Source organism: Ochrobactrum sp. CGA5 (genome assembly GCF_006345815.1).
GTDB lineage: Bacteria > Pseudomonadota > Alphaproteobacteria > Rhizobiales > Rhizobiaceae > Brucella.
Genome location: NZ_VCIG01000042.1, coordinates 392,627 through 418,251, shown reverse-complemented (window position 1 = coordinate 418,251; position 25,625 = coordinate 392,627). Strand labels below are relative to the sequence as shown.

The following is a 25,625-nucleotide window of genomic DNA, read 5'->3' as shown; positions in this document are numbered from 1 at the left end:
GGCGTTACTCTGTCAGCGCTTGAGATATTGGTTGAGAACATTGGCGGTCACACGTTCGACCATCCGGTCGCCACGTTTGAGAGCCGCGACCCACTCGCAGCTTCCGACGTGGAAGACCTCGCCCTTGCCGCGCGGGAAATTGACGATCATGCCGCAGCCGCGCTTAATGCGTTCAACAGCTTCATTGCCATTGTCGCCGATCAGCGTATCGGCCACAAATTTGGCATCGGCATCGGAGAGGAACTGGTCGTCGGCTGGAATATCAGCGCTCTCTTCCTTCAGAGACGACATGCCAAGCGCCAGAATCTGTAATCCATCGGGAGCGCCGCTGCCCTCCTCCGGTTCAGGCAGACCGCCCCGGATTACATAATCGAGCCCGTCGACTTCATATCCAAACGCATGGCCTTCCGCGCCAAGAAGATCGCCGTAATAGATTCCCGTGCCAGCAAAGGCCCAGTGTTCGGGGCGATAGACCGGGAACCCCCGAACGCCGCGTGGTGCGCAACCGCCCCAGCCGACATAAAGCCCGCGCAGCGCATTGAGACCGAAGGTTTCAGCGGCAGGCCGCCCGGTTTCCGCTGCTTCCCAGCAACCGCTGGTGCGGCGCGGATCGGCAGAACGATAAACCGGGTCTTCAGCGCGGGCGCGATATTTGTAGCAAGTCTGGCGCTTGCCATCATCCTCAAGCCGCGTCTGCCACATGAAATTGCCCGCAAAACGGGCCGCACGGCCGCCGCCATCGACATAATGATCGACAGCATCGCGCATTTCCCACGTCCAGTATTCGTCATGACCGACAAAGACCACACAATCATACCCGTCGAGAATTTCGGGTGAGAAATGCAGCTCATGCTGGCTGGCGAGATCAACCGCATAGCCTTCCCGCTCGGCCCAGCGGAAGAAAAGGCTGTCATAGCTTGCCCAGCCGGAAGAGGCATACTTCTTGGAATAGCCGTTGGCATAGGCCCATTCCATATGCGGGTAGCGAGGGGGCGCGGCGGGCGGCGTCACGATTTCCAACGGCACCCGCGGCGCATCGGACGGCAGCACAACAAAGCCGCGGCAGAACGGCCGCTCGATGCTTACCGTCGTCGCATATTGATCGCCGTTCGGCCCCGTGATGCCCTGATAATGGTTGGAACCACCCCAGGTATTATAGGCCGTCCATGTGCCTGTCGCAGCGACTTGCAGGATACGACCGGTTTTACGGCCTGCCGCTGGACGCAGAATGAAAAGGTGATGGCAATGAATCGGCTCACCGTCATTGCCATGCGCCTTCAATGTGATGCGATAAGCGCCAGAAGGCCAGTTCTCATCCGTCTTGAAGGCATACGTCGTTTCCCATCCGCAACCGACGACCGAACATTGCGCCGGTGTTTCCTGCCATTTGCAGTCAATTCCGCGTTTGGAGAAGACCGGCGTTTCTACCGCACCATCCCGCACGATTTCGATATCGAAACGCGAGGCGGTTGCGCTCACCTGCAAATGGACAGTCGCGCCCGGAAGATAGGAATAGGCGTCTGTGTAGCACCAGATTTCACCGCGCGGCCCATCCATGCCAGGATATTCGTAATAATGGCCGAGGACAGCCTCGCGCCGCTGCGCCGGGGTCAGTCCGAAATCGGGAAAACCGCTGACGTTTCTCTCGCTCATTTCAACACCTCACGCCGCAAGATATTTCTTGAGGAAAGAACGGGTACGCTCCTGCACCGGATTGCTCAGAATCTGATCTGGCGGTCCTTCTTCCACCACCACACCACCATCCATGAACAGGATGCGGTCGGCGACCTCACCGGCAAAGCGCATCTCGTGCGTGACGATGAGCATCGTCATATGTTCGGCGGCAAGCTGCTTCATGACAGCATTGACTTCGTCCACCAGCTCGGGATCGAGTGCCGAAGTGGCTTCGTCAAACAGCATCACTTTCGGCTGCATAGCGAGCGCGCGGGCAATGGCCACGCGCTGCTTCTGACCACCTGAAAGGCGTGAAGGGTAGACGTCGATCTTGTCGGCAAGCCCCACTTTCGTCAAAAGTTCCAGCGCCAGCGTGCGTGCTGTGTCCCTGTCCATGCCTTTGAGCTTGATCGGACCAAGCGTGATGTTTTCCAGCACCGTCAGATGCGGAAACAGATTGAAGTGCTGGAACACCATCCCCATCTGCTGGCGCACCGCATTGATGTGCTTTTCAAAAGCCTGTCCAGTCAGCGGCTGGTTGACCTGCACACCGTCGAGCCACACCTCCCCGCCATTCAGCGTCTCGAGATGATTGATCGAACGCAGAAGCGTGCTTTTGCCGGAACCACTGGGGCCGATAATCGCAACGATCTGACCACGAACCACTGAAAGGTCGATACCTTTCAGCACTTCCAGCGCGCCATAAGCCTTGCGGGCACCCTTCACTTCAACCATCGGTTTTGCAGATTTGGAGCTGCTCATCGCGTGACCTCCACTTTTCTTTCAATGCGCCGCAGTCCTGCTTCGAGGACGAGATTGACCACGTAATAGATGGCCGCAACTGTGATATAGAATTCAAACGGGCTGAAGGTTTCGCTGATGGCAAGCTGGGCACTGTGCACCAGCTCCGCAATGCCAATGATCGAAACCAGAGACGTATCCTTCAGAAGCACGATCATGTTGTTGCCGATTGGCGGGATCGTGTTGCGGATCGCCTGCGGAATGACGATATAGCGCAGAGCCTGACCGTGGCTGAAACCGATCGAACGGGCGCCTTCCATCTGGCCGGGATCGACAGCAACAATCCCTGCCCGGATAATATCGGCATTATAGACGGCAAAGTGCAGGCTTAGGCCGATAATGCCGGCGCCAAGCGCGGGAATATCGATACCGACCTGCACCAGCCCGAAATAGATCAGAAACAGTTGCAGCAGAAGCGGCGTTCCCATGAACAGCCACATGAAAAACCGTACCGGCCAGGCGAGGATCGCAGGCGCATAAAGCACCACCAGCGCGAACCCTATCCCAAGCACAAAACTCAAGAATGCCGAAGCAACAGTCAGAACCAGCGTCCACCACAGTCCGGTCAGAAGCAGATCCGTATAGGGAGTGACAATGCTGAAATCGAGGGCTTGCATCCAGTTCTCCCTCACTGCGCCGCGAAGCGCTTGTCGAGAAGATCGACCCCACGCGCCACGATATAGATGATGATCATATAGAGAACGGCAGCGACGCCGAATATCTCGAACGGTTTGTAGGTCGAACCGATGAAACGTTGCGCCGTATAGGTCAGTTCAACCACCGAAATGGTGGAGACCAGCGCTGACCCCTTAAGAAGGGCAATAGCGTTGACGCCGAGCGGACGGATCATCAGGCGAGCCGCCTGCGGCAGCACGACGAGCCGCATAGTCTGGCCCCGCCCGAAACCGATGGAGCGCGCCGCTTCGCTCTGCCCGCGATCCACACTCTGGATTGCGCCACGGATCGATTCCGACATGTAGGCGCCGATATTCAACCCGAGCCCGATAACGCCGGCGGCAAACGGCTCCAGATTGATGCCGATCTGCGGGCCGCCGAAATAGAGAATGAAAAGCTGGACAAGACAGGGTGTGCCACGAAAGACACTGACATAGGCGATCGCAAATCCCCGCAGAATGGGTGAGCGGGACAGACGCGCCGCCACAAGGAATGCTGCCACTGCAAGACCCAGGATAAGGGCCAGCGCCGAAATTTGCACAGTTACCCATGCCGCCTCCAGAAAAAACGGGAGGACGCGCTGCATCAACGCAAAATCCATCGGAAAACTCCGGTCAATCGGTTCTCAGCCGGCCCGGGCAATTACCGGGCCGGGATGACAGATCAGCGGATATCGCTGCCGATCCACTGCATCGAGATCTTCTCGTAGGTGCCGTCGGCCATGATCTCGTCCAGAGCCTTCTGCATTGCTGCCTTCAGCTCAGGATTGTTCTTGCGGATTGCGATGCCGATGGCGACGCTACCGCCTTCGATGTCCGGTGTATCAAGCTTACGGACCTTCTGCCCGGTTTCCTTGATCGCTACCATGACCGGGATGTTATCCACGACAATGGCGTCAACACGACCGGAATTCAGTTCGAGCATCAGTTCCGGCAAGCCCTTATAGGTGCGAATGGTCCAGCCGCCCTGCTCACGCGCCCATTTCTCATGGGTTTCGCCAAGCGTCACGCCCAGCGTCTTGCCCTTGAGATCGTCGAGCTTTTGAACGGCAGAGTCTTCCTTTACGAAAACCGCACGGCCCGCGTGATAATACGGCCCCACGAAATCTACTGCCTTTTCACGCTCCGGCGTAATCGTCATGGAGCCGACGACGGTATCGAACTTGCCCGCACGGAGACCTGCAACAATACCGTCCCACGCGGTAGTGATGAGCTGCGGCTTGAGCTGCATGCGCTCGGCAATCGCCGAACCTATGGAAGCATCAAAACCCACAACCTCATTCTTCTCGTTGACGAAATTGAACGGCGGGTACTGGCCGCTCATAGCGATTTTCAATTCGCCCGATGCCTTGATCTTTTCCAGATCGTCCGCCTGCGCGGGCGCAACCGCAAAAACTGCGGTGGCGGCGACCGCGGCAGCGGCAATGAAACCCGTGAATTTGTTAAACATGCTGTTCCCGACTTCCCTTTGTTTGTTTTTCTTGAGGCTTGTTCATGCCTCCCAATTTTTATGATTGCTTTTATGCATACATTTCGCAAATAGATAATGCGAATGGATTGCATAGATTTCATGAATGGATGAAACCATGTCGCTGCACCGCCCCGAACGCCTTGTCTGGGATCTGGACTGGAACCTGCTGCGCAGTTTCGTGGTGATCGCCGAGGTCAAAAGCATTACCCGCGCTGCCGAACGGCTCAACCTCAAACAGCCGAGTGTGAGCAATGCGCTGCGACGGCTCGAAGACCGCATCGGCCAGCGCCTGGTCGAGCGAGACGCCACCCACTTTGAACTGACCGAAGTCGGCAAACTGCTCTATGAACAGAGCATTGAGGTCTTCGGCGCGATTTCCCAACTGCCGCAACTTGTGCGCGGGGTTGGAGACGACGTAACCGGCCATGTCACGATTTCCGTCGCCAGCCATATTGTTTCGCCCATCTTTGATCGGGCACTTGCGCTCTTCCACGAACAGCATCCCCGCGCGACACTGACCATCAATGTATCCGCCAGCACCGAAGTGGCCCGGCTTGTGCGGGAGAAACGCGCTTCCTTCGGCCTTGGTCTGGTGAGCAATCGAGATCCCGCCCTCGACTACACTATGGTCTATCGCGAGTTCTTCGGCTTTTTCTGCGGTCCCCGGCACCGGATGTTCGGCCAGTCGGGGCTGACGCTCGCCGATCTGAAGGGAGAGCCATCGGTTTCGTTCCAGACGGATCATATTGCCGACGCGTTGCGCCCTGTGGCGCTGCTACGCAGCGAGGCGCGGCTTTCGCCGGATGTTGTCGGCACGTCCTCAAGCCTTGAAGAAGTACGCCGGATGATTATCACCGGCCTTGGCATCGGACCGCTTCCGCTGCATGTTGCGCGGCGCGAGATTGACGACGGTCTTCTCTGGCGTCTACCGCCTTATGATAACCCACCCGCCATTGATGTTTTCCTGATTCACAATCCAGAAGCCAATCTCAACAAGGCCGAGAAAGCCATGCTTGCCGGGCTGAAGGAACTAATTGTCTCTACCCCGATGGAAGAGCGTATTTACGGAAATTGACGAGCGGGCAAAGCCCGCTCGTCAGAGGATCATTCCGCCGCTTCTGCTGCGCATAGCGCGTCACATTCGACAGCCTCCCGCCCGCCGGACAGGCTGACCTGACCAAGCGCGACGGTTGCAACCGCGCTGAAGCTCGCGACAACAGAAACCCAGAAGCCGTTCGCGGCACCGAAATTGTCGACCACCCAGCCGGAAACGAACGCGCCAAGCGCCATTCCAATACCAATACCGGTCATGACCCACGTAATACCTTCGGTCAGCATCGTCTCCGGCACACGGCGTTCGATCAGGCCGAATGCCGTGATGAACGTTGGCGAAATCGCGATGCCGCTGAGAAACACAGCCGTTGCGAGAAGTGTGGTCGATGTTCCGGCAAAGGGTAGCGGCAGTGCAGTCAGGGCCAGCACGCTGACGGCGATCATTAGTTGGCGCTGCAAGGGGATACGAAGCGCCAATGCACCAAGCGTTATCCCGAGAAGGAACGAACCGATTGCATAGACACCGATTACAAGACTGGCTGCGCCCGGTTGACCAAGTTCGCGTGTGATCGCCACGACGCTAACTTCGGCTGTCGCAAAGGTGGAACCGACGAAGATGAGCGCCAGCGTGATGATCTGAACGGGGCGTGACCAAATTGCGGAACGTTGCGGACTGCTCTGGTCAAGCGGGCGAACCGGCGGCTCGCTGGAACGCTGCAAAAGAAAGGCAATTGTGCCAACGGTCAGGAAAGCCGTGCTGATAAGCATCCCCGCTTCGGGAAACAGTGACACCGCCAACGCCACGGAAAGGGATGCGCCTGAAATATAGACCAGTTCGTCCGCCGCCGACTCGAACGCAAACGCGGTATTCAATTCAGGACGGTTGCGAAAAATTTCTGTCCATCTTGCCCGGACCATTGCCGGGATACTTGGCATTGCGCCCGCAAAGAATGCCGAAACGAACAAAGTCCAGTTTGCCCACCCCTGGTTTGTAGCTATGATCAGAAGTGCGAAGGCGATAACCGAAACGATTGTGGTAGGCATGACGATGCGGCTTTGCCCGTAACGGTCGACAAGCCGCGATATCTGCGGCGCTATGAATGCATTCGTCAGCGCGAAGGTGGCGGAAACCGCGCCAGCCAGCCAATATTCGCCATGGGTCTGCGCCAGCATAGCCACAATGCCGACGGGTGCCATTGCGATAGGCAGACGGGCAAAGAACGCAGCCGCCGAAAAGCCGATAGCGCCTGGAGCGCTGAAAATTTCTCTATATGGATTAGCCATCAGAGTGGGTCCTTGAAAGGGGAAACTACAATACTTGCATACGGTCCGTATGTTAATTAAATAATTGATACGCTGCGTATGTCAACTAATATACGCAGCGTATGCAAATAAATGGAGCGACGATGCGTAAACCGCGAAGCGAAATGATTGCCGAAACACGAACAAAGCTGATGGCTGCGGGCCGCAAGGCTTTCGGCACCGTTGGGTATGCCGAAGCTTCAATGGATGACTTTACCGCCTCTGCCGGGCTGACGCGCGGCGCGCTCTATCATCATTTCGGTGACAAGAAAGGTCTTCTGCAGGCTGTGATCAACGAGATCGATTGCGAGATGGCCGCAAGACTGTGCACGATTTCTGCAAAGGCGCCCAACCGCTGGCAAGGTTTTGTCGACGAGAACACGGCCTATATCGAGATGGCGCTTGAACCGGAAATCCAGCGAATCATGTTTCGCGATGGACCGGCCGTGTTCGGCGACCCTTCAAGTTGGCCGAGCGCCAATGGCTGCATCCGCACGATAACCACAAGCCTCGACGCCTTGCGCGAAGAAGGTGTCATCGTGGATATAGACTCGGAAGCAGCCGCGCGTCTGATCAATGCGGCGAGCAGCAGTGCCGCGCAATGGATTGCCAACTCAGATGATCCCGAAGCCACATCGAGACAGGCGGTCAGGGCATTCCAGACGCTTCTCGAAGGCTTGTTGAAACGAGAAAACTGAGCTAGCCCGACACAATCGACGTGAAATCGGCCATGCCCGCGAAGCGGGCGGCACGGACCTTGCCATATTTGCTTTTGTCCACGACAAGATGTTTCTCGACCGCGCGCTGCATGGCCATCTGCTTGATCGGCACTTCATGAAAGTGCGAACAGGTGATGCCGTGCTGTTCATCGACGCCACCTGCGGACAGAAAAGCCTTGTTGATATTAACGCGCTTTAGCACGTCGATACCCTCGTCGCCCGAAAAGGATGCCGCTTCCGGGTGATAGAGCCCACCGAGAACGATGAGGCGTACATCGCTTCGCTGCGACAGGATTTCCGCAATATTGAGAGCATAGCATACGACGGTAATGTGCTGATTCTGCGGAATCCGGTGGGCTAGATGCGGCATGGTGGTGCCGCAATCGATGAAAACCGTATCATAGGGTTCAATCAGGGCCGCTGCTGCGGCACAAGCCTGCGCTTTCGCAGCGGCATGGCTGTCTTTTTCAAAGTCAAAGACATAATCGCCATTCGAGCCGTCCTGGGTGGGGATAATGTAACCGCCCAAACAATTCAGCATCCCGCCATCGCTGCCGATATCGCGTCGGATGGTCATTTCCGACACGCCGAGACGAGCGGCCGCATCACGCAGACGAAGCACGCCGGCTTCATCAACCAGCGCCACCAGTTCGGCAATCCGCTCTTCCTTCCGGCTGATTCTGCTCACACTGTCCCCATTCCTTGAAGTCCGCTCATCCGTTTATACGTCCGTCACATTTGAAGCAATGCGTTCATCCGATCTTGACAGGCTGAACATAAATGTGAAACGATCCAAACATAATGATCGAATTGTAACATTATAATTCGCATTGTTGGGAGGATATGACAACAGGGTTTTGCACACCTCGAACAGAATTCCATTCTTCGAGGACGTCAGACAGGCGGGAAAACAGCTTGAATTTTCGCCCGGCCGGGAAGCCGGGCATGGAGGAGAACGCCGACGCACTCACCGTTCCTGAGTTGCGTCGGCGTAGCAACAATTGTGTTTGTCCGAGCCATCAAGTTCGGGTGACCAAAGAATTCCCAGGGAGGAAATACCGGTGAAAAGATTTCTAGCATCCGTGGCGATTGCCATGTCCGTTGCCGTGCCGCACGCTTTTGCGGAAGGCGTCGTTGATACGTCGAAGATCAACAAGGAACTCATCACGACTGCCAATGACAAGAAATACACCATCGCAACCGTCGTGAAGGTAGACGGAATTGCCTGGTTCGACCGCATGCGCGACGGCGTCGACCAGTTCAAGGCCGACACCGGCAATGACGTCTGGATGGTAGGCCCAAGTCAGGCGGATGCTGCGGCACAGGTTCAGATCGTTGAAAACCTGATTGCGCAGGGTGTAGACGCTATTGCTATCGTGCCGTTCTCGGTTGAAGCAGTGGAGCCGGTCCTGAAGAAGGCGCGTGAGCGTGGTATCGTCGTTATCAGCCACGAAGCATCCAACATCCAGAATGTCGATTACGATATCGAAGCCTTCGACAACAAGGCTTACGGCGCCAATCTCATGAAAGAGCTTGGCAAGTCGATGGGCGGCAAGGGCAAGTATGTCGCGACTGTCGGCAGCCTGACCTCTAAGTCGCAGATGGAATGGATCGACGGTGCCGTCGAATACCAGAAGGCCAATTTCCCGGAAATGGCAGAGGCGACTGGCCGTCTCGAAACCTATGACGATGCCAATACCGATTACAACAAGCTCAAGGAAGCGATGACTGCCTATCCCGACATCAAGGGCATTCTTGGCGCGCCGATGCCAACCTCGGCGGGTGCCGGACGGCTGATCGCCGAAGGCGGCCTGAAGGGAAAGGTCTTCTTCGCAGGCACAGGCCTCGTCTCGGTGGCTGGCGAATATCTGAAGAACGACGACATCCAGTACATCCAGTTCTGGGACCCAGCCGTAGCTGGCTATGCCATGAACATGTTGGCCGTCGCAGCGCTTGAGAAGAAGAATGACCAGATCAAGGCCGGCCTCAATCTGGGGCTGCCGGGCTATGAAAGCCTGCTGGCACCCGACGCTGCCAAGCCGAACCTGCTCTATGGTGCAGGTTGGGTCGGTGTGACCAAGGAAAACATGGATAAGTACGACTTCTGATATCCGTGGATGTTCGATGGGAGGAGCTTCACGCCCCTCCCATCCTGCAAATCGCATTCCAGCCTTGCACGAGGCCCCCCATGAGTGAAAACCTGATTGAACTGCGCCATATCGGAAAACGCTTCGGTGGCGTCAGGGCATTGGACGACGTTTCCTTTGCCATAAAGCCCGGCGAAATCCACTGCCTCGCCGGCGAGAACGGCTCCGGCAAATCCACCATTATCAAGGTTATGTCGGGCGTTTATACGCCGGAAGACGGCGAGATACTGATCGACGGCAAATCTGTCGGCAAGCTCGATCCCGTCAAGTCGGTTCATCATGGCATTCAGGTGATCTATCAGGATTTCTCGCTATTCGGGAACCTGACTGTTGCTGAGAATCTGGCAATCAATACTTTTCTCATCGAAGGCCGCAAGGGCGTCGACTGGAAACGCCTGCGCGAACTGGCGCATAAGGCGCTTGACCGGCTTGGCGTCAGCATCGACCTCGATGCGGACGTGGACAGCCTGCCGACTTCCGGCAAGCAGATCGTGGCGATTGCGCGCGCTGTCATGGCTGACGCCCGCCTCATCATCATGGACGAGCCGACCACTGCACTGACACGACACGAAGTCGATGCGCTGTTCAAGATCGTGCGCGATATTCAGGCACAGGGCATCGCTGTGCTTTTCGTCAGCCACAAGATGCGCGAGATGCTGGAAATCAGCGAAAGACTAACCGTTTTCCGCAACGGCAAGAAGGTTGCCGAAGGCCCGATCTCCGATTTTGACGAACCATCGATCACCCGCGCCATGACTGGCCAGGACCTCACATCGGACCATTATCACTGGACGCCACGTGAAGGCGCTTCATCCAATCCGATCCTCGAAATCAAAGACCTCTCTGTTCCGGGCTCGGTCGAGAATGCCAGCCTTGCTCTCAACGCGGGCGAGATCGTCGGCATATCGGGATTGATCGGCTCCGGCCGCACGGAATTCGCGCTCGCGCTCTTCGGCATGAAGCCGGATTTCACTGGCACTGTTCGCATTGAAGGCAAGCAAGTGCACCCCAAAACCGTGCAGGAAGGCATTGCCTGCGGCGTCGCCTATGTACCGGAAGACCGCCTGACGGAAGGCCTGTTCCTGACGCAATCGATCGAACGCAACATCATCGTTACATCGATCGAGAAATTCGTGCGCGGCCTCTTCATTGATCGCAAGAAGGCTGACGCCACGACCCGCGAGATGTTTTCGGCAATGCATATCGTCGCCCCCGGCCCGCACACGCCGGTCAATCACCTGTCGGGCGGCAATGCACAGCGCGTGGTGCTGGCGCGCTGGCTTTTGACAGGGGCAAAAGTGTTGATCCTCAACGGTCCTACCGTCGGCGTCGATGTCGGCTCCAAGGCGCAGATTCACAACATCATCCGCAGGCTCGCTCGCGATGAAGGGCTCGCCGTCCTGATGATTTCCGACGATGTGCCTGAACTGGTGCAGAACTGCAATCGTGTGCTGGTGATGCATCGCGGACACTTCGTCGACGAACTATCCGGTGAAACCATGACCGAAGATGCCGTCAATGACCGGCTCAAGACGCTGAATTGAGGAACCGGCACATGAAGTTTTTTCGCAGTACCGAATTCATCATTGCCTGCGTGCTGTTCGCGGCGATGGTCATTATCGGCCTTATCAACCCGGCCTTCTGGTCGCTGGACAACATCTTCGGCCTTCTGCGCTCCAATGTCGTGATCGGCATTATGGCGCTTGGCGTTCTGCTGGTGATGATTTCCGGGGGCATCGACGTCTCCTTCACCGCTTTTGCCATCGCGGCCATGTATCTAACCGTCCGCGCCATGGTCTATCTCGGCTATGACGGCGTGTTCATTCCGTTTGTCGCGGCAACGCTGATCGGCCTGCTGCTTGGCGCATTCAACGGTTTCATCATTCATCGCTTCAAGATGATCCCGCTGATCGTGACGCTGGGCACCGGCTCCGTCGTGCGCGGGCTGGTTCTGGGCCTTGTCGGCACCAGCACCGTCAACATCAACAAGATGCCGAAGGAACTGATCGAATTCGGCAAGATGGATGTTGTTTCGCTGACCAATGCCGCGGGAACAGCCTTCAGCCTTACCGCGATGTTCCTCGTCTATCTGACGCTGGCGCTGCTGATCCATCTTATCCTCAATTATACGATGATCGGCCGCAGCGTTTATGCCTATGGGGGCTCACCGGAGGCGGCGAAGCGCGTCGGTTTCAATACCCGCCGCACCATCTTCTTCGTCTACTGCGTGGCCGGGGCGCTTGCAGGCTTTGCCGGTCTTTTGCATTCCTCCATGATCTGGCTTGCCAATCCACGCGATTTCGTTGGACTGGAGCTGGACGTGATTGCAGCCGTGGTTCTCGGCGGCGCGTCAATCTTCGGCGGACGTGGCTCGGTTCTCGGTACGCTGATGGGCGTCTTCATGCTCGTCATGGTCAAAAACTCACTCATCATCATGAAGGTGGACACCACATGGCAACGCGTCGTGGTGGGGCTCATCATCATCGCCGCCACTGCCATCACCGCATGGCGTGACCGCAAAAGCATCGCCTGAAGGGAGAACGCGACATGAAACAGTCTTTCGACATGCGCCGCATCCTTGGCGGAGACGGCAATATTCTCCAGCTCATCGTCATCACTGTGCTGGTCTTTGCGCTAATGACTTGGATGAACCCGGACAAGTTCCTGCGGTATTACAACTTTGAATCCATCAGCTACATCATGCCGGAGCTCGGAATCCTTTCCGTCGCCATGATGATTGCCATGCTGACTGGCGGTATCGATCTGTCGGTGGTGGGCATCGCCAATCTGGCGAGCATCGTGGCCGGAGTCTATTTCCACTCCTCCATGGTACAGGCGGCACAGGCTTCCGGCTCAGGCATGCTGTTCTATACCATTATCGGCATATTGCTTGCTTTGCTCGTCGGGCTGGTATCGGGGTTGGTCAACGGCCTTTTGATAGCCAAACTGCGCATCACGCCGATCCTTGCCACGCTCGGCACCGGACAGGTGTTGATGGGACTCGCTCTGGTTCTGACCGGCGGCCCAGCCATCGTCGGCTTCCCGGATGTATGGAACTGGGTCGGTAATGGCAAGATATTCGGTATTGCTTCACCATTTCTGCTGTTCGTCGCCGTGTGCATCGTCGTGGCAATTCTGCTGACACGTACGACGCTTGGCATCAATCTCATGCTGATCGGCACCAATCCGCGCGCTGCCGTTTTTGCCGGTATCCGCAAGGATCGCATGATCCTCTATTCCTACATGCTGACCGGAGTGCTGGCTTCAATAGCCGGGATTATTCTTTCCGGCCGCACGAATGCCGCCAAGTCGGATTATGGCGCATCCTATCTACTACAGGCAGTCCTCATTGCCGTTCTCGGCGGCACCAATCCGGCAGGCGGAAAGGGGCGCGTTCTGGGCATTGCCATCGCGTTGATTGCCCTGATGCTGCTTTCTTCCGGCTTCCAGATGATGCGATTTTCCAACCATCTTATCGATTTCATCTGGGGCGCTTTCCTCATTCTTGTCATCGCGATCAACGCATCGCGCAATCAGGGCAGGTGATCCGCTATGCAAGAAATCGAGTTTCATCTTCGTCGCCAGGATTTTGTCCAACAGCCGCATGTGATCGCCAATACCTATGGCCTCAGCGTCACCGCCTTTCGCTATCCAAGCGGCATTGAGGCGCTGCTGGTCGAGAACGAACGCGGCAACATCATCGTGCTGCCCTTCATGGGCCAGATGATCTGGGGCGCGGAATTCGACGGCGTGGACCTCACCATGGGCAACAGCTTCTCCATGCCGCGCCCGGCAACCACCATCGTCGAGACCTATGGCTGCTTTGCATTCCACAGCGGCATCCTGCGCAATGGCTGTCCTTCGCCTCAGGACAATCATCTTCTGCATGGCGAAATGGCCTGTGCGAAAATGGACAAGGCCGGTCTTCTCTTCGGCCATGACGAGCGCGGTGCCTTTGTCGAAATCACCGGCGAATATGAATATGTGATGGGCTTCGGCGCGCATTATCTGGCACGGCCAAGCGTGCGGCTTCATGCCGACGAAACGCTGTTCGACATCACCATGGACGTGGAGAACCTTTCATCCGCCCCGATGGAGTTGATGTATATGTGCCACGTCAATTTCGCCTATGCGGAAGGTGCGCGGATCGTGCAGCCGGTGCCCTATACGCCGGATCACGTGCAGGTGCGGACAGCCGTTCCCGGCCACGTTACGCCTAATGATGATTACCTGTCGCTGATCGACGAGCTGGCCACGGATCCAGCCGCAATGGAAGTACTGGATGAACCGGAGCGTTACGACCCCGAACAGGTCTTTTATATTCGCGGCCTGCCGAAAGACACGGATGGCAAGACGCATCTGATGATGCAACTTCCAGAGGGCGACGGATTTGGCATTTCGTACCCGACCGACATCTTCCCCAAGACCGTGCGCTGGATTCTCGCGAACGGGGACGCTCAAGTTGCAGCCTTTGCCCTGCCCTCGACCTGCGAACCGGAAGGTTATCTGGCGGAAAAAGCCAAGAACAATGTTCAGGTACTGGCATCGGGCGAGCGCGCCGTTTTCCTCGTGCGCGTCGGCTATCTCGATCAGCCATCTGCCGAGCAATTCGAAACAAAAATCCGTTCACTCCAGACCGCCTGAATTTAGAGGACGCACCCAATGACGAAGAAAATCGGAGTGGTCGGCTCCAACATGGTGGACCTCATCACCTATGTGAACCGCATGCCCGGCCCCGGCGAAACGCTGGAGGCCCCCACATTTGAAATCGGCTGTGGCGGGAAGGGCGCCAATCAGGCCGTGGCTGCCGCGCGCCTTGGCGCAGATGTGATGATGGTCACGCGTGTGGGCGACGATATTTTCGCCGACAGCACAATCAGCAATCTGAACCAGTTTGGCGTAGATACGCGCCACGTGCGCAAAGTTCCCGGCAGGTCGAGCGGCGTTGCACCGATCTTCGTCGAGCCATCCGGCGAAAACTCGATCCTGATCGTCAAGGGCGCCAATGCCGATCTGCTGCCTGCGGAAGTCGACAAGGCCGCGGATGACCTGAAAGCCTGTGGTCTCATTCTGATGCAGATGGAAGTTCCGGTCGAGACCGTCTACCATACCATCGCCTTTGCCGCCGAAAACGGCATTGAAACCATTTTGAATCCCGCGCCTGCCGCCGCAGATCTCGATCCCGATCTGATCCGGCAGGTGACTTTTCTCGTACCGAACGAGAGCGAGTTGGCAATCCTCTCCGGCTTGTCGACCGGCACGGACGATGAAATCGTCGCCGCTGCACGTTCGCTCATCGCGCGCGGCATCCGCACTGTCATCGTCACGCTTGGCGGACGCGGCGCGCGCATGATTACGGCAAGCGAAATCGTCAATATCCCACCGGTCAAGGTCACACCCAAAGATACGACCGGCGCGGGCGACGCCTTTATCGGCTCCTTTGCCCGCTTTTACGCCGAAACCGGCGATGTGGAAGCCTCGCTTCACAAGGCGGCTCTTTATGCCGCCCATTCCATCACCAGACCCGGTACGCAGAAAGCCTATGCCAGCCAGGAAGAATTCCAAACGTTCTGCCGCGATCACGCCCCTTCCATTGAGCGTGCCTGATCGCCCGCGAGCGTAACCGAACCGATGAACGGACAATGAAATGACCGATGCTCTCCCCCGCAACAACGGAACACCGCTCAAGCCGGAATGGTTTGAGGACGTGTCCGTCAATCGCAGCGCTTCCGAGCGTCGCGCCGCGACAATCAGCGCCCGCCGTTCTGTTAAAAAGGAATATCAGGCGGCTTGGCTCATCCGCGCCATCCAGTGCATAGACCTGACGACGCTTGCAGGCGACGATACGGCAGGCCGTGTACGCAGGCTCTGTGCCAAGGCGCGCCGCCCGGTACGTGAGGATATTCTTGAAGCACTCGGCCTTGCAGATGCAGGCATCACTACCGGCGCGGTCTGTGTTTATCCGACCATGGTGTCTCATGCCGTGAAGGCGCTCGACGGCTCCGGGATTCCGGTTGCCTCGGTGGCGACGGGCTTTCCCGCCGGTCTGACGCCGCTGCCGCTCCGGCTCGCTGAAATCACCTATGCCGTCGAACAGGGTGCGCATGAAATCGACATCGTGATTACGCGCGAGCATGTGCTGACGCAGGACTGGTCGGCCCTTTACGACGAGATTGCCGCCATGCGTGAAGCCTGTGGAGATGCGCATATGAAAGCGATCCTCGCCACCGGCGATCTCAATACGCTGACTAATGTTTATCGCGCCTCGATGGTAGCGATGCAGGCGGGTTCCGATTTCATCAAGACCTCAACGGGCAAGGAGGACGTCAATGCCACCTTGCCAGTGAGCCTGACCATGGTTCGGGCGCTGCGCGATTATGGTGAACTTTCCGGTCAGAGCGTCGGCTTCAAACCGGCAGGCGGCCTCAAGACCGCCAAAGACGCGCTCGCCTGGCTCACCCTGATGAAGGAAGAACTTGGGCTTCGCTGGCTGGAACCCGATCTGTTCCGCATCGGCGCATCGTCGATGCTTGGCGATATCGAACGGCAATTGGAGCACTTCGTGACCGGACGCTACTCCGCCGCCAACCGTCACGCTGCTGCATAAGGATTTCCAGAATGCGACCCATCAAGGACATTCTCAAGACCATGGAATACGGACCTTCCCCCGAAGCAAACGGCGATGTGAACCTGTGGCTGGAACAGCATGGCCGCTCTTTCGGTCACTATATCAACGGTGCATTTGTCAAACCGGAAGGCCGCAAGGCAATTGCCGTAGCCAATCCGGCCAGTGGCGACAAGCTCGCAGAAATCATCTGCGGCAATGCAGATGATGTCGATCAGGCGGTGAAAGCCGCCCGCGCTGCTTTTGGCAAATGGTCCAAACTTTCAGGCTACGAGCGCGCCAAATATCTCTATGCTATCGCCCGCCATATCCAGAAGCGTGAGCGCTTCTTGGCCGTGCTGGAAACCATGGACAACGGCAAGCCGATCCGCGAAACCCGCGACATCGACATTCCGCTCGCCGCCCGTCACTTCTATCATCATGCGGGCTGGGCCGAGATGGTGGAAGACGCATTCAAAGGCTTTTCGCCCGTTGGTGTCTGCGGTCAGGTCATTCCGTGGAATTTCCCGCTTCTCATGCTGGCATGGAAGATCGCACCAGCTTTGGCTGCCGGTAACACAGTTGTTTTAAAACCTGCCGACTTGACGCCGCTGTCCGCCATCGCCTTTGCTGAAATCTGCCATGAAGTTGGCCTGCCCGCCGGTGTCGTCAACATCGTGCAGGGTGATGGAACAACCGGCGCGGAAATCTGCGCTCATAACGGCGTGGACAAGGTGGCATTTACTGGGTCGACCCAGGTTGGCCGCGTCATTCGTGAGCAGATTGCCGGATCAGGCAAGAAACTCTCGCTGGAACTGGGCGGAAAATCGCCCTTCATCGTCTTTGAAGATGCCGATCTTGATGCCGCGGTTGAAGGCGTGGTCGATGCCATCTGGTTCAATCAGGGCGAAGTTTGTTGCGCCGGTTCACGCCTGCTCGTGCAGGAAGGCATTGCCGACCGATTCTATGCCAAACTCAGAAAGCGGTTAGAAACACTGCGCGTCGGCGATCCGCTCGACAAATCCACCGACGTTGGTGCCATCGTTTCATCCGCTCAGGTGAAACGAATTTCCGATCTTATCCAGAAGGGCATCGAGGAAGGCGGCGAACTCTGGCAGATGCCGAACCCGCTGCCCACAAAGGGCAATTATATCGCCCCCGGCTTCTTTACCGATGTGGATCAGGCCTCAACCATCTGTCAGGTGGAAATTTTTGGGCCGATTGCGGCAGCGACAACCTTCCGCACTCCGAATGAAGCTGTCTCGCTCGCTAACAATACGCGGTACGGGCTGGCTGCTTCGATCTGGTCCGAGAATATCAATGTCGCACTCGATCTTGCAGCGCGGGTGAAGGCTGGCGTCGTCTGGATCAACTGCACCAATATGCTTGATGCGGGCGCAGGGTTCGGTGGCTACCGCGAAAGCGGATTCGGTCGCGAAGGCGCACGCGAAGGCATGTATGAATATCTTGTTTCCGATTGGGAAAAGGCCCTCCCCTCGACCAAGCTTGCGGAAGCCTTCGTGCCATCAGCTTCACCGTCCGGTGACGATAAGATCATCGTCGACTGTATCGACCGCACGATGAAAAACTATATCGGCGGCAAGCAGGCACGCCCGGATGGCGGCTACAGCTATTCGGTCAAGGGCAAAGGCGGCGCGGTCATCGGCCAGGCTGGCATCGGCAACCGAAAAGACATCCGCAACGCTGTCGAAGCGGCCAACAAGGCCGGGAGCTGGGGCGCGGCCACGGCGCATAACCGGGCTCAGGTGCTCTACTATCTTGGCGAAAACCTTGATGCACGCCGCGCTGAATTCGTGGTGCGGCTGATCGAAAGCACGGGGCTAACCGAGAAGAAAGCGGCAGAGGAATTTGACGCTGCACTGCGCCGGATTTTTTATTACGCCGCACAAGCCGACAAGTTCGACGGAGCGGTTCATTCCACCAAGTCGCGCCATGTGACACTCGCCATGAACGAGCCATGGGGCGTGATGGGCATTGTCTGCCCCGACGAAGCGCCGCTTCTCTCACTCGTCTCTCTCGTCTTGCCTGCCATTGCCATGGGCAACCGAACGGTGGTCGTGCCCTCAAGCCGTCATCCTCTTATCGCAGGTGATTTCTATCAAGTGCTCGACACATCCGATGTACCGGGGGGCGTGGTCAACATTGTCACCGGCGAACGTGACCTTCTGACGAAGACATTGGCTGAGCATGATGACGTTGCGGCGGTCTGGTATTTCGGTTCACGCGAAGGCAGTGCCATGGTTGAAAAGGCATCAGCCGGAAACATAAAGGCCACATGGGTCAGCAATGGCCGCCTGCCCAACTGGCTCAACGGAACCGAAGGGCAGGGGCGGGATTATCTGCGCCGTGCAATCCAAGTGAAAAACATCTGGGTGCCTTACGGGGCATAGGCTAACGATCAAGCCCGCTTCGGCGGGTTTTTTCTTGAGCGGCTTTCACCTTCACTGAGGTACCCACAGAATAGTGTCGGGATTAATCCCCATAAGCAGTGCCTGTGCGACTGCTCGGGCCTTTAGTTCTTCGCTTGCCTCCGGCTCACGTGAAAGCACCCAGAAATAGCTTCGCGTCGATCCGACGATGATCGACCACTGGTAATTATCTTCGTCGATATCAACGATATTATAGCCACCGTAGAAAGGTCCGAAGAAGGAAACTTTCAACGCACCTTCGTCAGGCGACCGAACAAAACGGGCGGTTCCCGTAGCTTGGGTCCAGCGCCCGTTCCATGGATCGAAACCGCGATTGACCACTTTGACGGTTTGATCGGAATTCAATGAATATTCCGCCGTTGTCCGGGTTAAACCGCGCTCGAAACGGTTCTCAAGGCGCCCGACCTCGTACCATTTACCGAGATAGCGCGTGAGATCGAAGGGCTTTACCGGCACGATGCCCTGTGGGATTTGCGGCGAGCTTGCCCGCGTCAATGCGTATCCTATCGCCAATCCCGTCAGACCAAGAGCGAGTTTTCCAAATCTCATTGTCTTCCCTTCCTTTGTCGGATGCACAGACAAACCGATGTGATGGCGATTGGTTCCGAACTGCGAATAATACAGGCTTCCGCGGCGTCATCCCACTGTCATGCAATCGGAATAGAAGCTCCCAATCTTTTTGGATTGTGGGAAAATGTTGCATTCCTCGAATATTAAAGCGGATATCGCCGTTCAAGCCGAAGGGCTGAATCTGGCCTATGGCACGGCCACCATACTGAAGAATATCGATCTTTCACTGCCGAAAGGACAAACGCTCGCTTTGCTCGGGCCGTCAGGTTGCGGCAAAACAACCCTGCTCCGCCTCGTGGCCGGTCTACTCGCCCCGACGAAGGGTTCAATCACGATCAACGGCGTCACCGTTGCCGATGCTTCGGCGGGATTGTTCATTCCGCCTGAAAAGCGTCATCTTGGCATGGTATTTCAAGATTATGCGCTCTGGCCGCATATGACTGTTTTCGGCAACGTATCCTTTCCACTCGAAATGAGGGGGCTGGGGCGCATTGAGCGGGAAAAGCGCGTTGTCTCGGCACTCGATCGCGTCGGCCTTTCTGGTTTTGGCGAGCGCGCCGTCAGCGACATGTCGGGCGGTCAGCAGCAGCGCGTCGCCATTGCCCGCGCTATTGTTGCAGAGCCGGGATTGGTATTGTTCGACGAACCGCTTTCCAATCTCGACCGCGAACTGCGCGAAAACATGGTCACCGAGATCGGGCAGCTTGTCACCAATCTCGGCCTGACCGCGATCTATGTCACCCATGACCAGAGCGAGGCTTTCTCGCTTGCCGATCAGGTGGCTGTCATGCGCGCTGGTGTGATCGAACAGCTCTCCGCTCCTGAATCTCTTGTCGCGGAACCGACGACACCGGCGGTCGCAGATTTCCTGCGACTTGGCTGCGTCGTACCCGTAGAGCAACGCGACAATGCCTACAGGATTGCGCGCACAGAAATCCACATCGCCCACGCTTCTGCCGCCGAACAGGCGACGCATGTGTTGTTGCCGTCGCGCTCGGTTCGCAGTGTTCCCATCCATGGGGATGCCATTCCGGCAACGGTGCTGCGCTCGCAGTTTCGCGGCGACGGCCATCTAACCACGGTGCGTATCGGTTCACAGCAGGATGGGCACGAACTGACCTATCTCGACAGTATCCGCCTTTCCCCCGGCGTTGCAGTCGGCATCTCGGTCGATGCCAGCCAGCTACGCTGGTTCTCACAATAAAACCATTCCATCAGGCAATATCTCAGGAGGCAAACATGAAGAAAACCATTCTTGGCGCAGGGCTTGCGCTTGTCACCGCTTTGCTGGCCAGCACGGCTGCCTATGCAGACATCACGGTTTATTCGGCAGGTCCAGGCAGCCTGATCGAAAAACTTGCCACCGGCTTCACCGCCAAGACCGGCGCGAAAGTCAACGTCTTTCAGGCAACGACCGGTAAGGTGATGGCCCGTATCGAAGCGGAAGCCGCCAATCCGGTTGTCGATGTTCTGATCTCTGCATCATGGGATACGGCAACTGACTTCGCCAAGCGTGACTGGCTGGTCGCCTATACCAGCCCGAACGCCGAAAACGTGCCGGATTTCCTGAAGAATGAAACAGCGGTCGCGCAAGGCGTCTCTGCCCTCGGCATCGCCTGGAACCCTGCCAGCAAAACGCCGAAGCCAGCCGAATGGGCAGATCTCGCCAAGCCTGAATATAAGGACCTCGTCAATCTGCCGGACCCGGCACAGTCGGGCGCGACCTTCGAGCTCGTTGCGGCCCTACAGGCTCAGCAGGGCTGGGACCTGTTCCGAAACCTGCACGAGAATGGCGCAACTGTCGCCGGTGCCAATGCAGAAGCTCTGAACCCTGTTCTTCAAGGCGCCAAGGCCGCCGTGTTCGGCGCCGTCGATTACATTTCGTTGGCGGGCAAGGCCAAGGGCGAATCCATCGACGTCATTTTCCCGGCATCCGGCACGGTGATCGCGCCGCGCCCTGCCATGATCCTCAAATGGTCGAAGAACCAGGACGAGGCCAAGCAGTTCATCGACTATATGCTGTCCGATGAAGGTCAGAAAATGGTCGCCGATACTTACCTGATGCCATCGCGCAGCGACATCCCGGCCAATCGCCCGCTTATCAGCGATCTGAAAATTCTGCCGATTGACGCCAAGGAAGCCTATGGCAAGCGCAACGAGACGCTGAAGGAGTTCGGCGCCGCTTTCACCGCCAGCAACTGATAGCTGAGGGACAGACAAACATGAAAACAGGCAGTGCGGCGGCTGGCAATCCGCTCGGATTTGTTGCGGTCGCCGGACTGGTATTCATCGTCGCGGTGCCGTTCGTCTTCATCGTCCTTCAGGCAATCTTTCCGCAACTTGGGAGAGGCTCGCTGGCCGAGCCTTTCCTGCATCTCTCGGCCCTGTTTGAAGACCCAAAGCTTTTGCGCATGAGCGGCAATACTGTTCTGCTCGGACTTCTGGTGGTGGTGCTTTCCGTCCTCATCGCCGTACCGCTTGCAGTGTTCCGGGCGCTCTACAGGGTGCCGTTCGCGGTGGTGTGGGACGTGCTAATGCTCGTGCCCTTCATGATCCCGCCCTATATCGCCACGCTCGGCTGGATCATGACCCTGCAACCACGGGGCTATCTTGAACAACTCGCCGGGTTCAATCTGTCTCCGTTCCTGTTCTCAGTCGCCGGCATGAGCTTCGTGATGGCACTGAACACATTTCCACTTGTCTATTTTGCGGTCTCGCGCACAATTGAAGCGGTTGGCGTTCGCTATTCCGATGTCGGACGGGTGTTCGGGGCTTCCCCCTGGCGCTCCTTCTTCCGTATTACTCTGCCGCTGGCAACGCCGGGCCTCGCGGCAAGCCTTCTACTGGTTTTTGCCGCCGCCATAGAGGAATATGGCACACCAGCAGCACTTGGACGTCGCTCGGGCTTTGAAGTTCTGGTGACGGAAATTGACTTGCGCATTTCCGACTGGCCCATCGATCTTGCGGGTGCTGCCGTCTTTTCGCTGGCGCTCGTCTGTCTTTCGCTGGCAGCCTTTCTGCTTCAGCGGTGGATATTGACGCGCCGCTCCTATGTGACGACCGGTGGCAAACCGCAGGCAAAAGATAAACGTCCGCTCGGAGCGCTTGCAATTCCCGTGGTGTTTCTGTTCGCCGTCGTCGCCTTTGCTGCGACCGGCCTTCCCCTGCTGGCCATTCTGGCAACCGCTCTTTCAAAAACCGTATCTGGCGGGCTGGCGCCATCGAACCTCGGCTTTTACAATTTTGCCGCCATTGTCGAGAACAGCGCAGGCGGCATGCGCGCACTCATCAACAGTCTGTCGCTCGGTGTTGCAAGTGCCCTTCTGACAGGACTGCTCGGCGCAGTTGCCGCCTATGCCGTGGTGAAGATGCGCTTTCGCGGGCGCTTCTGGCTCGACATATTGACCGTCCTGCCCAATGCCTTGCCCGGCGTCGTCGTAGCGGTCGGTCTCATTCTGGCATGGAACCAACCCGCGCTATCCGTCTCGCCCTACAATACGCCGCTGATCCTGCTGCTCGCCTATTGCTGCATTCTTCTACCGCAGCCGATCCGCTATGCATCGGCAGCCTTCCACCAAATCGGCGACAATCTGGAAGCTGCGGCACGTGTTTGCGGCGCAAACAGCTTCACCGCTTTCCGCCGCATCATGTTGCCACTAATCGCTCCAAGCCTCGTAACGGCCATGCTGTTAGTCTTTGCAGTGGCCACGCGTGAACTCGTCGCATCAATACTGGTCGCACCAGTTGGAATGCAGACAATCTCAATTTTCATCTGGCGTCAGTTCGAACAAGGCTCGGTCGGCCTCGGCATGGCCATGGCATTCATCGCCATTCTCATCACCACGCTTTTACCCTTGGTTCTCATGGGGTTGTTGAAGCGCTCCGGCCTCGTTAGAATTTGATCTCCGCTCCCGATCGGGAAATGTGCAAGAGATGAACAAACTGAATGCAGTTCGATAAGCGCAGTGATCGCCGGTAGAATGTCGCCGACATGGCGGCGGCGGGACGTTCAGCAACTCGGCGGTACAAGCTCGAATATACTTACCGACGCTGCAATCTGGAAAGTTGGCGACGGCTGACCACCGGCCATTGGCTTAAGCCAAAAACGGCCCGTTCCTACCTGCCTTATACAGCCACCAGCGGAGTATCCTCGTCAAACATCTCCGAGAGGCTGCGCAGCGGGTCCTCTTTGGAACGCTTCCGTATCTCAAGAAGATTGTTCAGCCCTTTGGCAATGCGCCTCGCATAACCCAGATCATTGAGAAGTGAACTAAGCTGCATGCCGCTGATCTTGCCTGCACGGTTCAGGGCGAAGAGGCGGGTACTGAAATCCAGTTCGAAAATTCCGATGCGATCCGCAAATTCCTTCTGGCGCACTTCCCAATTTCCGCTGGCCGCATCGGCACGCGTGAGCAGCCGAACATCGTGCAATACCTTGATGAGATAGTGACGCAACTCCACATAACCCTCGCGGACGGGTGAATCGTCCTGACGGAGATAGAAGCCCAAATTTTTCTGCAAATGCTTGGCGTCCTTGACAATCTCTACGAGCTGAAGCGCAACCATCTGGCAGGTCATCCAGAAGGCCCGCCGCTCCTTGTCTTCCGGTAGCTCCACCTTTCCGATAAAGCTCAGAATATCACCATAGACGCCCTTTATATAACGGCGATAGAGAAAATCGGCATCCGCATAGTCATCGTCTGGACGCGCACGCATGACAGCGTCATCGTGCTTGGCGCGGTTGATTTCGCTGACCGGCAAATAAAGCGCATTGCAGATGACTTCAATGCTGAGACGCCCCAGATGTTGCAGTTCGCGCACTACCGCAGCTCCAGCCGTGTCCAACGAACTGAGCGCCGACTTGTCCAGATAACGCGCTTGAAGTGGCTGTGCGTCAAGCGCGGGTCGTTCAGGATGCGGGATGAGAACACGGGGTTCGGAACTGACTGGTAAGACACGTTCCAGAAATCGGGCGAATGGTTGAAGCATCGGCCAAAACAGCAGAACACCAAGTATGTTGAACTGGCTATTGAAGAAGGCAAGCATGATGAGCTGATTGTCACCCAGCCCAACAGCCGCCGTCAGAAAGATTGCCAAACGAACAAAGATGTCCATGACCAGCAATGCGAGTATCGCCGTCACAACATTGAAGATGACATGGGCAAGAGCCAGGCGCTGCCCGCTGCGATTGCCGCCCAATGCCCCGGCAATGCCAGTCGTCACACTGCTGCCTACATTGGCGCCAATGGCAATTGCAGCCGCCTGCCAGAGGCCCACCTGACCAAGACCAAGTGCAGTCAGAGCCAGCATGAGCGTGGCATGAGTCGACTGCAAAAGCAGGGTCAGCACAAGCCCTACGGCAGCAAATATCAGCCGACCCAGCCAGCCATCGACATTGTACTGCGCCAGATTCAGGTTCCCGGTCACGACCGAGAAGCCTTCCTTGATCTGCTCGATGCCAAGAAAGATGAAAGCGATGCCGAGCAGTATCCGCCCGAACGCCTTCATTTTCGGACCGAGGAAACTCGCCAGCACACCAAAGACCAACAAGGGCAAGGCAAAAGCCGACAGGCTGAAATTCTGCCCCGCCAGCGCAAGCAGCCATATTCCGGTGGCCGATCCCAAATTTGCACCGAAGATGATCGCGATACCAGCAGGGAGCACAATCAATCCGGTGGTGATGAAGGCAATCGTCATCAAGGAGACCAGCGTGCTCGACTGCATCGTGGTCGCGCCGACCAGACCCACGAGAAGGCTCTTCCAGGAAGTCGACGTGCCGCGTGCCAGCATCCGCTCCAGTGCGCTGCCAGCAAGGTTGCGCAACCCTTCTTCCAGGCACTGCATTCCGAAGAGAAACAGTGCCAGTCCAGCGCAGAGCGTGAGCCAATGTTCGTTGCGCCAGAAACTGTAACCCAAAGCAAAAAAGACAAGCAGCCCCGCAAGCCGGACAGCCTGCTGTCCAAGCCCCGAACCCGAAGAAGCACCCTTTTCCATGCGTACCATTGTCACTGCTGGTCCGTTTCCCAAGCTGCCAGGCCAGATCGCCAATCCTGCAATCGGATTCGCGTTCCCATCACCTTTGCCAGAATTAGTTTAGCAACAGGTTGATAGAGCAGTGGCACACGCACGTGACGGCCTGAGCGCAAACGGTCCTGACTGC

22 protein-coding genes are annotated in these 25,625 nt (G+C 57.1%); 13 read left to right on the top strand and 9 right to left on the bottom strand.

Going from position 1 to position 25,625, the window contains the following annotated elements:
- Positions 1 to 12: 12 nt before the first annotated feature.
- The 5 genes from FJQ48_RS20230 to FJQ48_RS20210 form a co-directional block, all read right to left on the bottom strand.
- A complete protein-coding gene (locus tag FJQ48_RS20230) occupies positions 13 to 1,653 on the bottom strand; it encodes a N,N-dimethylformamidase beta subunit family domain-containing protein (RefSeq protein WP_139976701.1) in 1,641 nt (546 codons plus the stop codon).
- Positions 1,654 to 1,662: 9 nt separating this feature from the next.
- Positions 1,663 to 2,436, bottom strand: a complete 774-nt coding sequence (locus FJQ48_RS20225) for an amino acid ABC transporter ATP-binding protein (RefSeq protein ID WP_139976700.1) — start codon at positions 2,434 to 2,436, stop codon at positions 1,663 to 1,665.
- The gene (locus FJQ48_RS20220; protein ID WP_139976699.1) at positions 2,433 to 3,092 is read right to left on the bottom strand and encodes an amino acid ABC transporter permease; all 660 of its coding nucleotides are present in this window, start codon (positions 3,090 to 3,092) and stop codon (positions 2,433 to 2,435) included. Before FJQ48_RS20220 ends, FJQ48_RS20225 begins: the two co-directional genes overlap by 4 nt.
- A gap of 11 nt (positions 3,093 to 3,103) precedes the next feature.
- Positions 3,104 to 3,751 (bottom strand): amino acid ABC transporter permease, encoded by a 648-nt coding sequence (locus FJQ48_RS20215; RefSeq protein ID WP_139976698.1) that lies wholly within the window; start codon positions 3,749 to 3,751, stop codon positions 3,104 to 3,106.
- 62 nt (positions 3,752 to 3,813) lie between these two features.
- A complete protein-coding gene (locus FJQ48_RS20210) occupies positions 3,814 to 4,599 on the bottom strand; it encodes an ABC transporter substrate-binding protein (protein ID WP_139976697.1) in 786 nt (261 codons plus the stop codon).
- A gap of 136 nt (positions 4,600 to 4,735) precedes the next feature.
- On the opposite strand from FJQ48_RS20210, the gene FJQ48_RS20205 reads away from it, so the two are divergent.
- On the top strand, positions 4,736 to 5,695 hold the full coding sequence (locus FJQ48_RS20205) for a LysR family transcriptional regulator (protein WP_139976696.1): 960 nt from the start codon (positions 4,736 to 4,738) through the stop codon (positions 5,693 to 5,695).
- 29 nt (positions 5,696 to 5,724) lie between these two features.
- On the opposite strand, the gene FJQ48_RS20200 is transcribed toward FJQ48_RS20205, so the two are convergent.
- Positions 5,725 to 6,957 carry an MFS transporter gene (locus FJQ48_RS20200; RefSeq protein WP_139976695.1) on the bottom strand — a complete coding sequence of 411 codons (1,233 nt, stop codon included), beginning with the start codon at positions 6,955 to 6,957 and terminating at the stop codon, positions 5,725 to 5,727.
- Positions 6,958 to 7,079: 122 nt separating this feature from the next.
- On the opposite strand from FJQ48_RS20200, the gene FJQ48_RS20195 reads away from it, so the two are divergent.
- Positions 7,080 to 7,673 (top strand): TetR/AcrR family transcriptional regulator, encoded by a 594-nt coding sequence (locus FJQ48_RS20195; protein ID WP_139976694.1) that lies wholly within the window; start codon positions 7,080 to 7,082, stop codon positions 7,671 to 7,673.
- Position 7,674: 1 nt separating this feature from the next.
- Here FJQ48_RS20195 and FJQ48_RS20190 read toward each other — a convergent pair whose 3' ends face one another.
- Positions 7,675 to 8,382, bottom strand: coding sequence for a DeoR/GlpR family DNA-binding transcription regulator (locus tag FJQ48_RS20190; protein ID WP_139976693.1), 708 nt, complete (start codon positions 8,380 to 8,382; stop codon positions 7,675 to 7,677).
- Between the two features lie 373 nt (positions 8,383 to 8,755).
- On the opposite strand from FJQ48_RS20190, the gene FJQ48_RS20185 reads away from it, so the two are divergent.
- The 8 genes from FJQ48_RS20185 to FJQ48_RS20150 all read left to right on the top strand — a co-directional run bounded on the left by FJQ48_RS20185 (position 8,756) and on the right by FJQ48_RS20150 (position 18,856).
- Positions 8,756 to 9,802 (top strand): autoinducer 2 ABC transporter substrate-binding protein, encoded by a 1,047-nt coding sequence (locus FJQ48_RS20185; RefSeq protein WP_180350266.1) that lies wholly within the window; start codon positions 8,756 to 8,758, stop codon positions 9,800 to 9,802.
- 80 nt (positions 9,803 to 9,882) lie between these two features.
- Positions 9,883 to 11,385 carry a sugar ABC transporter ATP-binding protein gene (locus FJQ48_RS20180; protein ID WP_139976692.1) on the top strand — a complete coding sequence of 501 codons (1,503 nt, stop codon included), beginning with the start codon at positions 9,883 to 9,885 and terminating at the stop codon, positions 11,383 to 11,385.
- Positions 11,386 to 11,396: 11 nt separating this feature from the next.
- Positions 11,397 to 12,374 (top strand): ABC transporter permease, encoded by a 978-nt coding sequence (locus FJQ48_RS20175; RefSeq protein WP_139976691.1) that lies wholly within the window; start codon positions 11,397 to 11,399, stop codon positions 12,372 to 12,374.
- A 14-nt stretch (positions 12,375 to 12,388) separates the two neighbouring features.
- Positions 12,389 to 13,387, top strand: coding sequence for an ABC transporter permease (locus tag FJQ48_RS20170; RefSeq protein ID WP_139976690.1), 999 nt, complete (start codon positions 12,389 to 12,391; stop codon positions 13,385 to 13,387).
- Positions 13,388 to 13,393: 6 nt separating this feature from the next.
- The gene (locus tag FJQ48_RS20165; protein WP_139976689.1) at positions 13,394 to 14,485 is read left to right on the top strand and encodes an aldose 1-epimerase family protein; all 1,092 of its coding nucleotides are present in this window, start codon (positions 13,394 to 13,396) and stop codon (positions 14,483 to 14,485) included.
- Positions 14,486 to 14,503: 18 nt separating this feature from the next.
- Positions 14,504 to 15,448, top strand: coding sequence for a ribokinase (rbsK, locus tag FJQ48_RS20160; protein WP_139976688.1), 945 nt, complete (start codon positions 14,504 to 14,506; stop codon positions 15,446 to 15,448).
- Between the two features lie 40 nt (positions 15,449 to 15,488).
- Entirely contained in the window at positions 15,489 to 16,448 is a 960-nt protein-coding gene (gene deoC / locus FJQ48_RS20155) for a deoxyribose-phosphate aldolase (RefSeq protein WP_139976687.1), read from the top strand.
- A gap of 11 nt (positions 16,449 to 16,459) precedes the next feature.
- Positions 16,460 to 18,856, top strand: coding sequence for an aldehyde dehydrogenase family protein (locus FJQ48_RS20150; RefSeq protein WP_180350265.1), 2,397 nt, complete (start codon positions 16,460 to 16,462; stop codon positions 18,854 to 18,856).
- A 51-nt stretch (positions 18,857 to 18,907) separates the two neighbouring features.
- Here the strand turns inward: FJQ48_RS20150 and FJQ48_RS20145 are convergent, their stop codons facing one another.
- Positions 18,908 to 19,444 (bottom strand): lipocalin family protein, encoded by a 537-nt coding sequence (locus FJQ48_RS20145; protein ID WP_139976686.1) that lies wholly within the window; start codon positions 19,442 to 19,444, stop codon positions 18,908 to 18,910.
- Between the two features lie 145 nt (positions 19,445 to 19,589).
- Between FJQ48_RS20145 and FJQ48_RS20140 the strand changes: the two genes are divergently transcribed.
- From FJQ48_RS20140 to FJQ48_RS20130, 3 genes are read left to right on the top strand one after another with little or no spacing between them, the layout of a single operon-like run.
- On the top strand, positions 19,590 to 20,669 hold the full coding sequence (locus tag FJQ48_RS20140; protein ID WP_139976685.1) for an ABC transporter ATP-binding protein: 1,080 nt from the start codon (positions 19,590 to 19,592) through the stop codon (positions 20,667 to 20,669).
- 35 nt (positions 20,670 to 20,704) lie between these two features.
- Positions 20,705 to 21,667, top strand: coding sequence for an ABC transporter substrate-binding protein (locus FJQ48_RS20135; RefSeq protein WP_139976684.1), 963 nt, complete (start codon positions 20,705 to 20,707; stop codon positions 21,665 to 21,667).
- 20 nt (positions 21,668 to 21,687) lie between these two features.
- Positions 21,688 to 23,367, top strand: a complete 1,680-nt coding sequence (locus tag FJQ48_RS20130) for an iron ABC transporter permease (RefSeq protein ID WP_139976683.1) — start codon at positions 21,688 to 21,690, stop codon at positions 23,365 to 23,367.
- Between the two features lie 223 nt (positions 23,368 to 23,590).
- On the opposite strand, the gene FJQ48_RS20125 is transcribed toward FJQ48_RS20130, so the two are convergent.
- Entirely contained in the window at positions 23,591 to 25,468 is a 1,878-nt protein-coding gene (locus FJQ48_RS20125) for a Na/Pi symporter (protein WP_210236270.1), read from the bottom strand.
- Positions 25,469 to 25,625 lie beyond the last annotated feature (157 nt).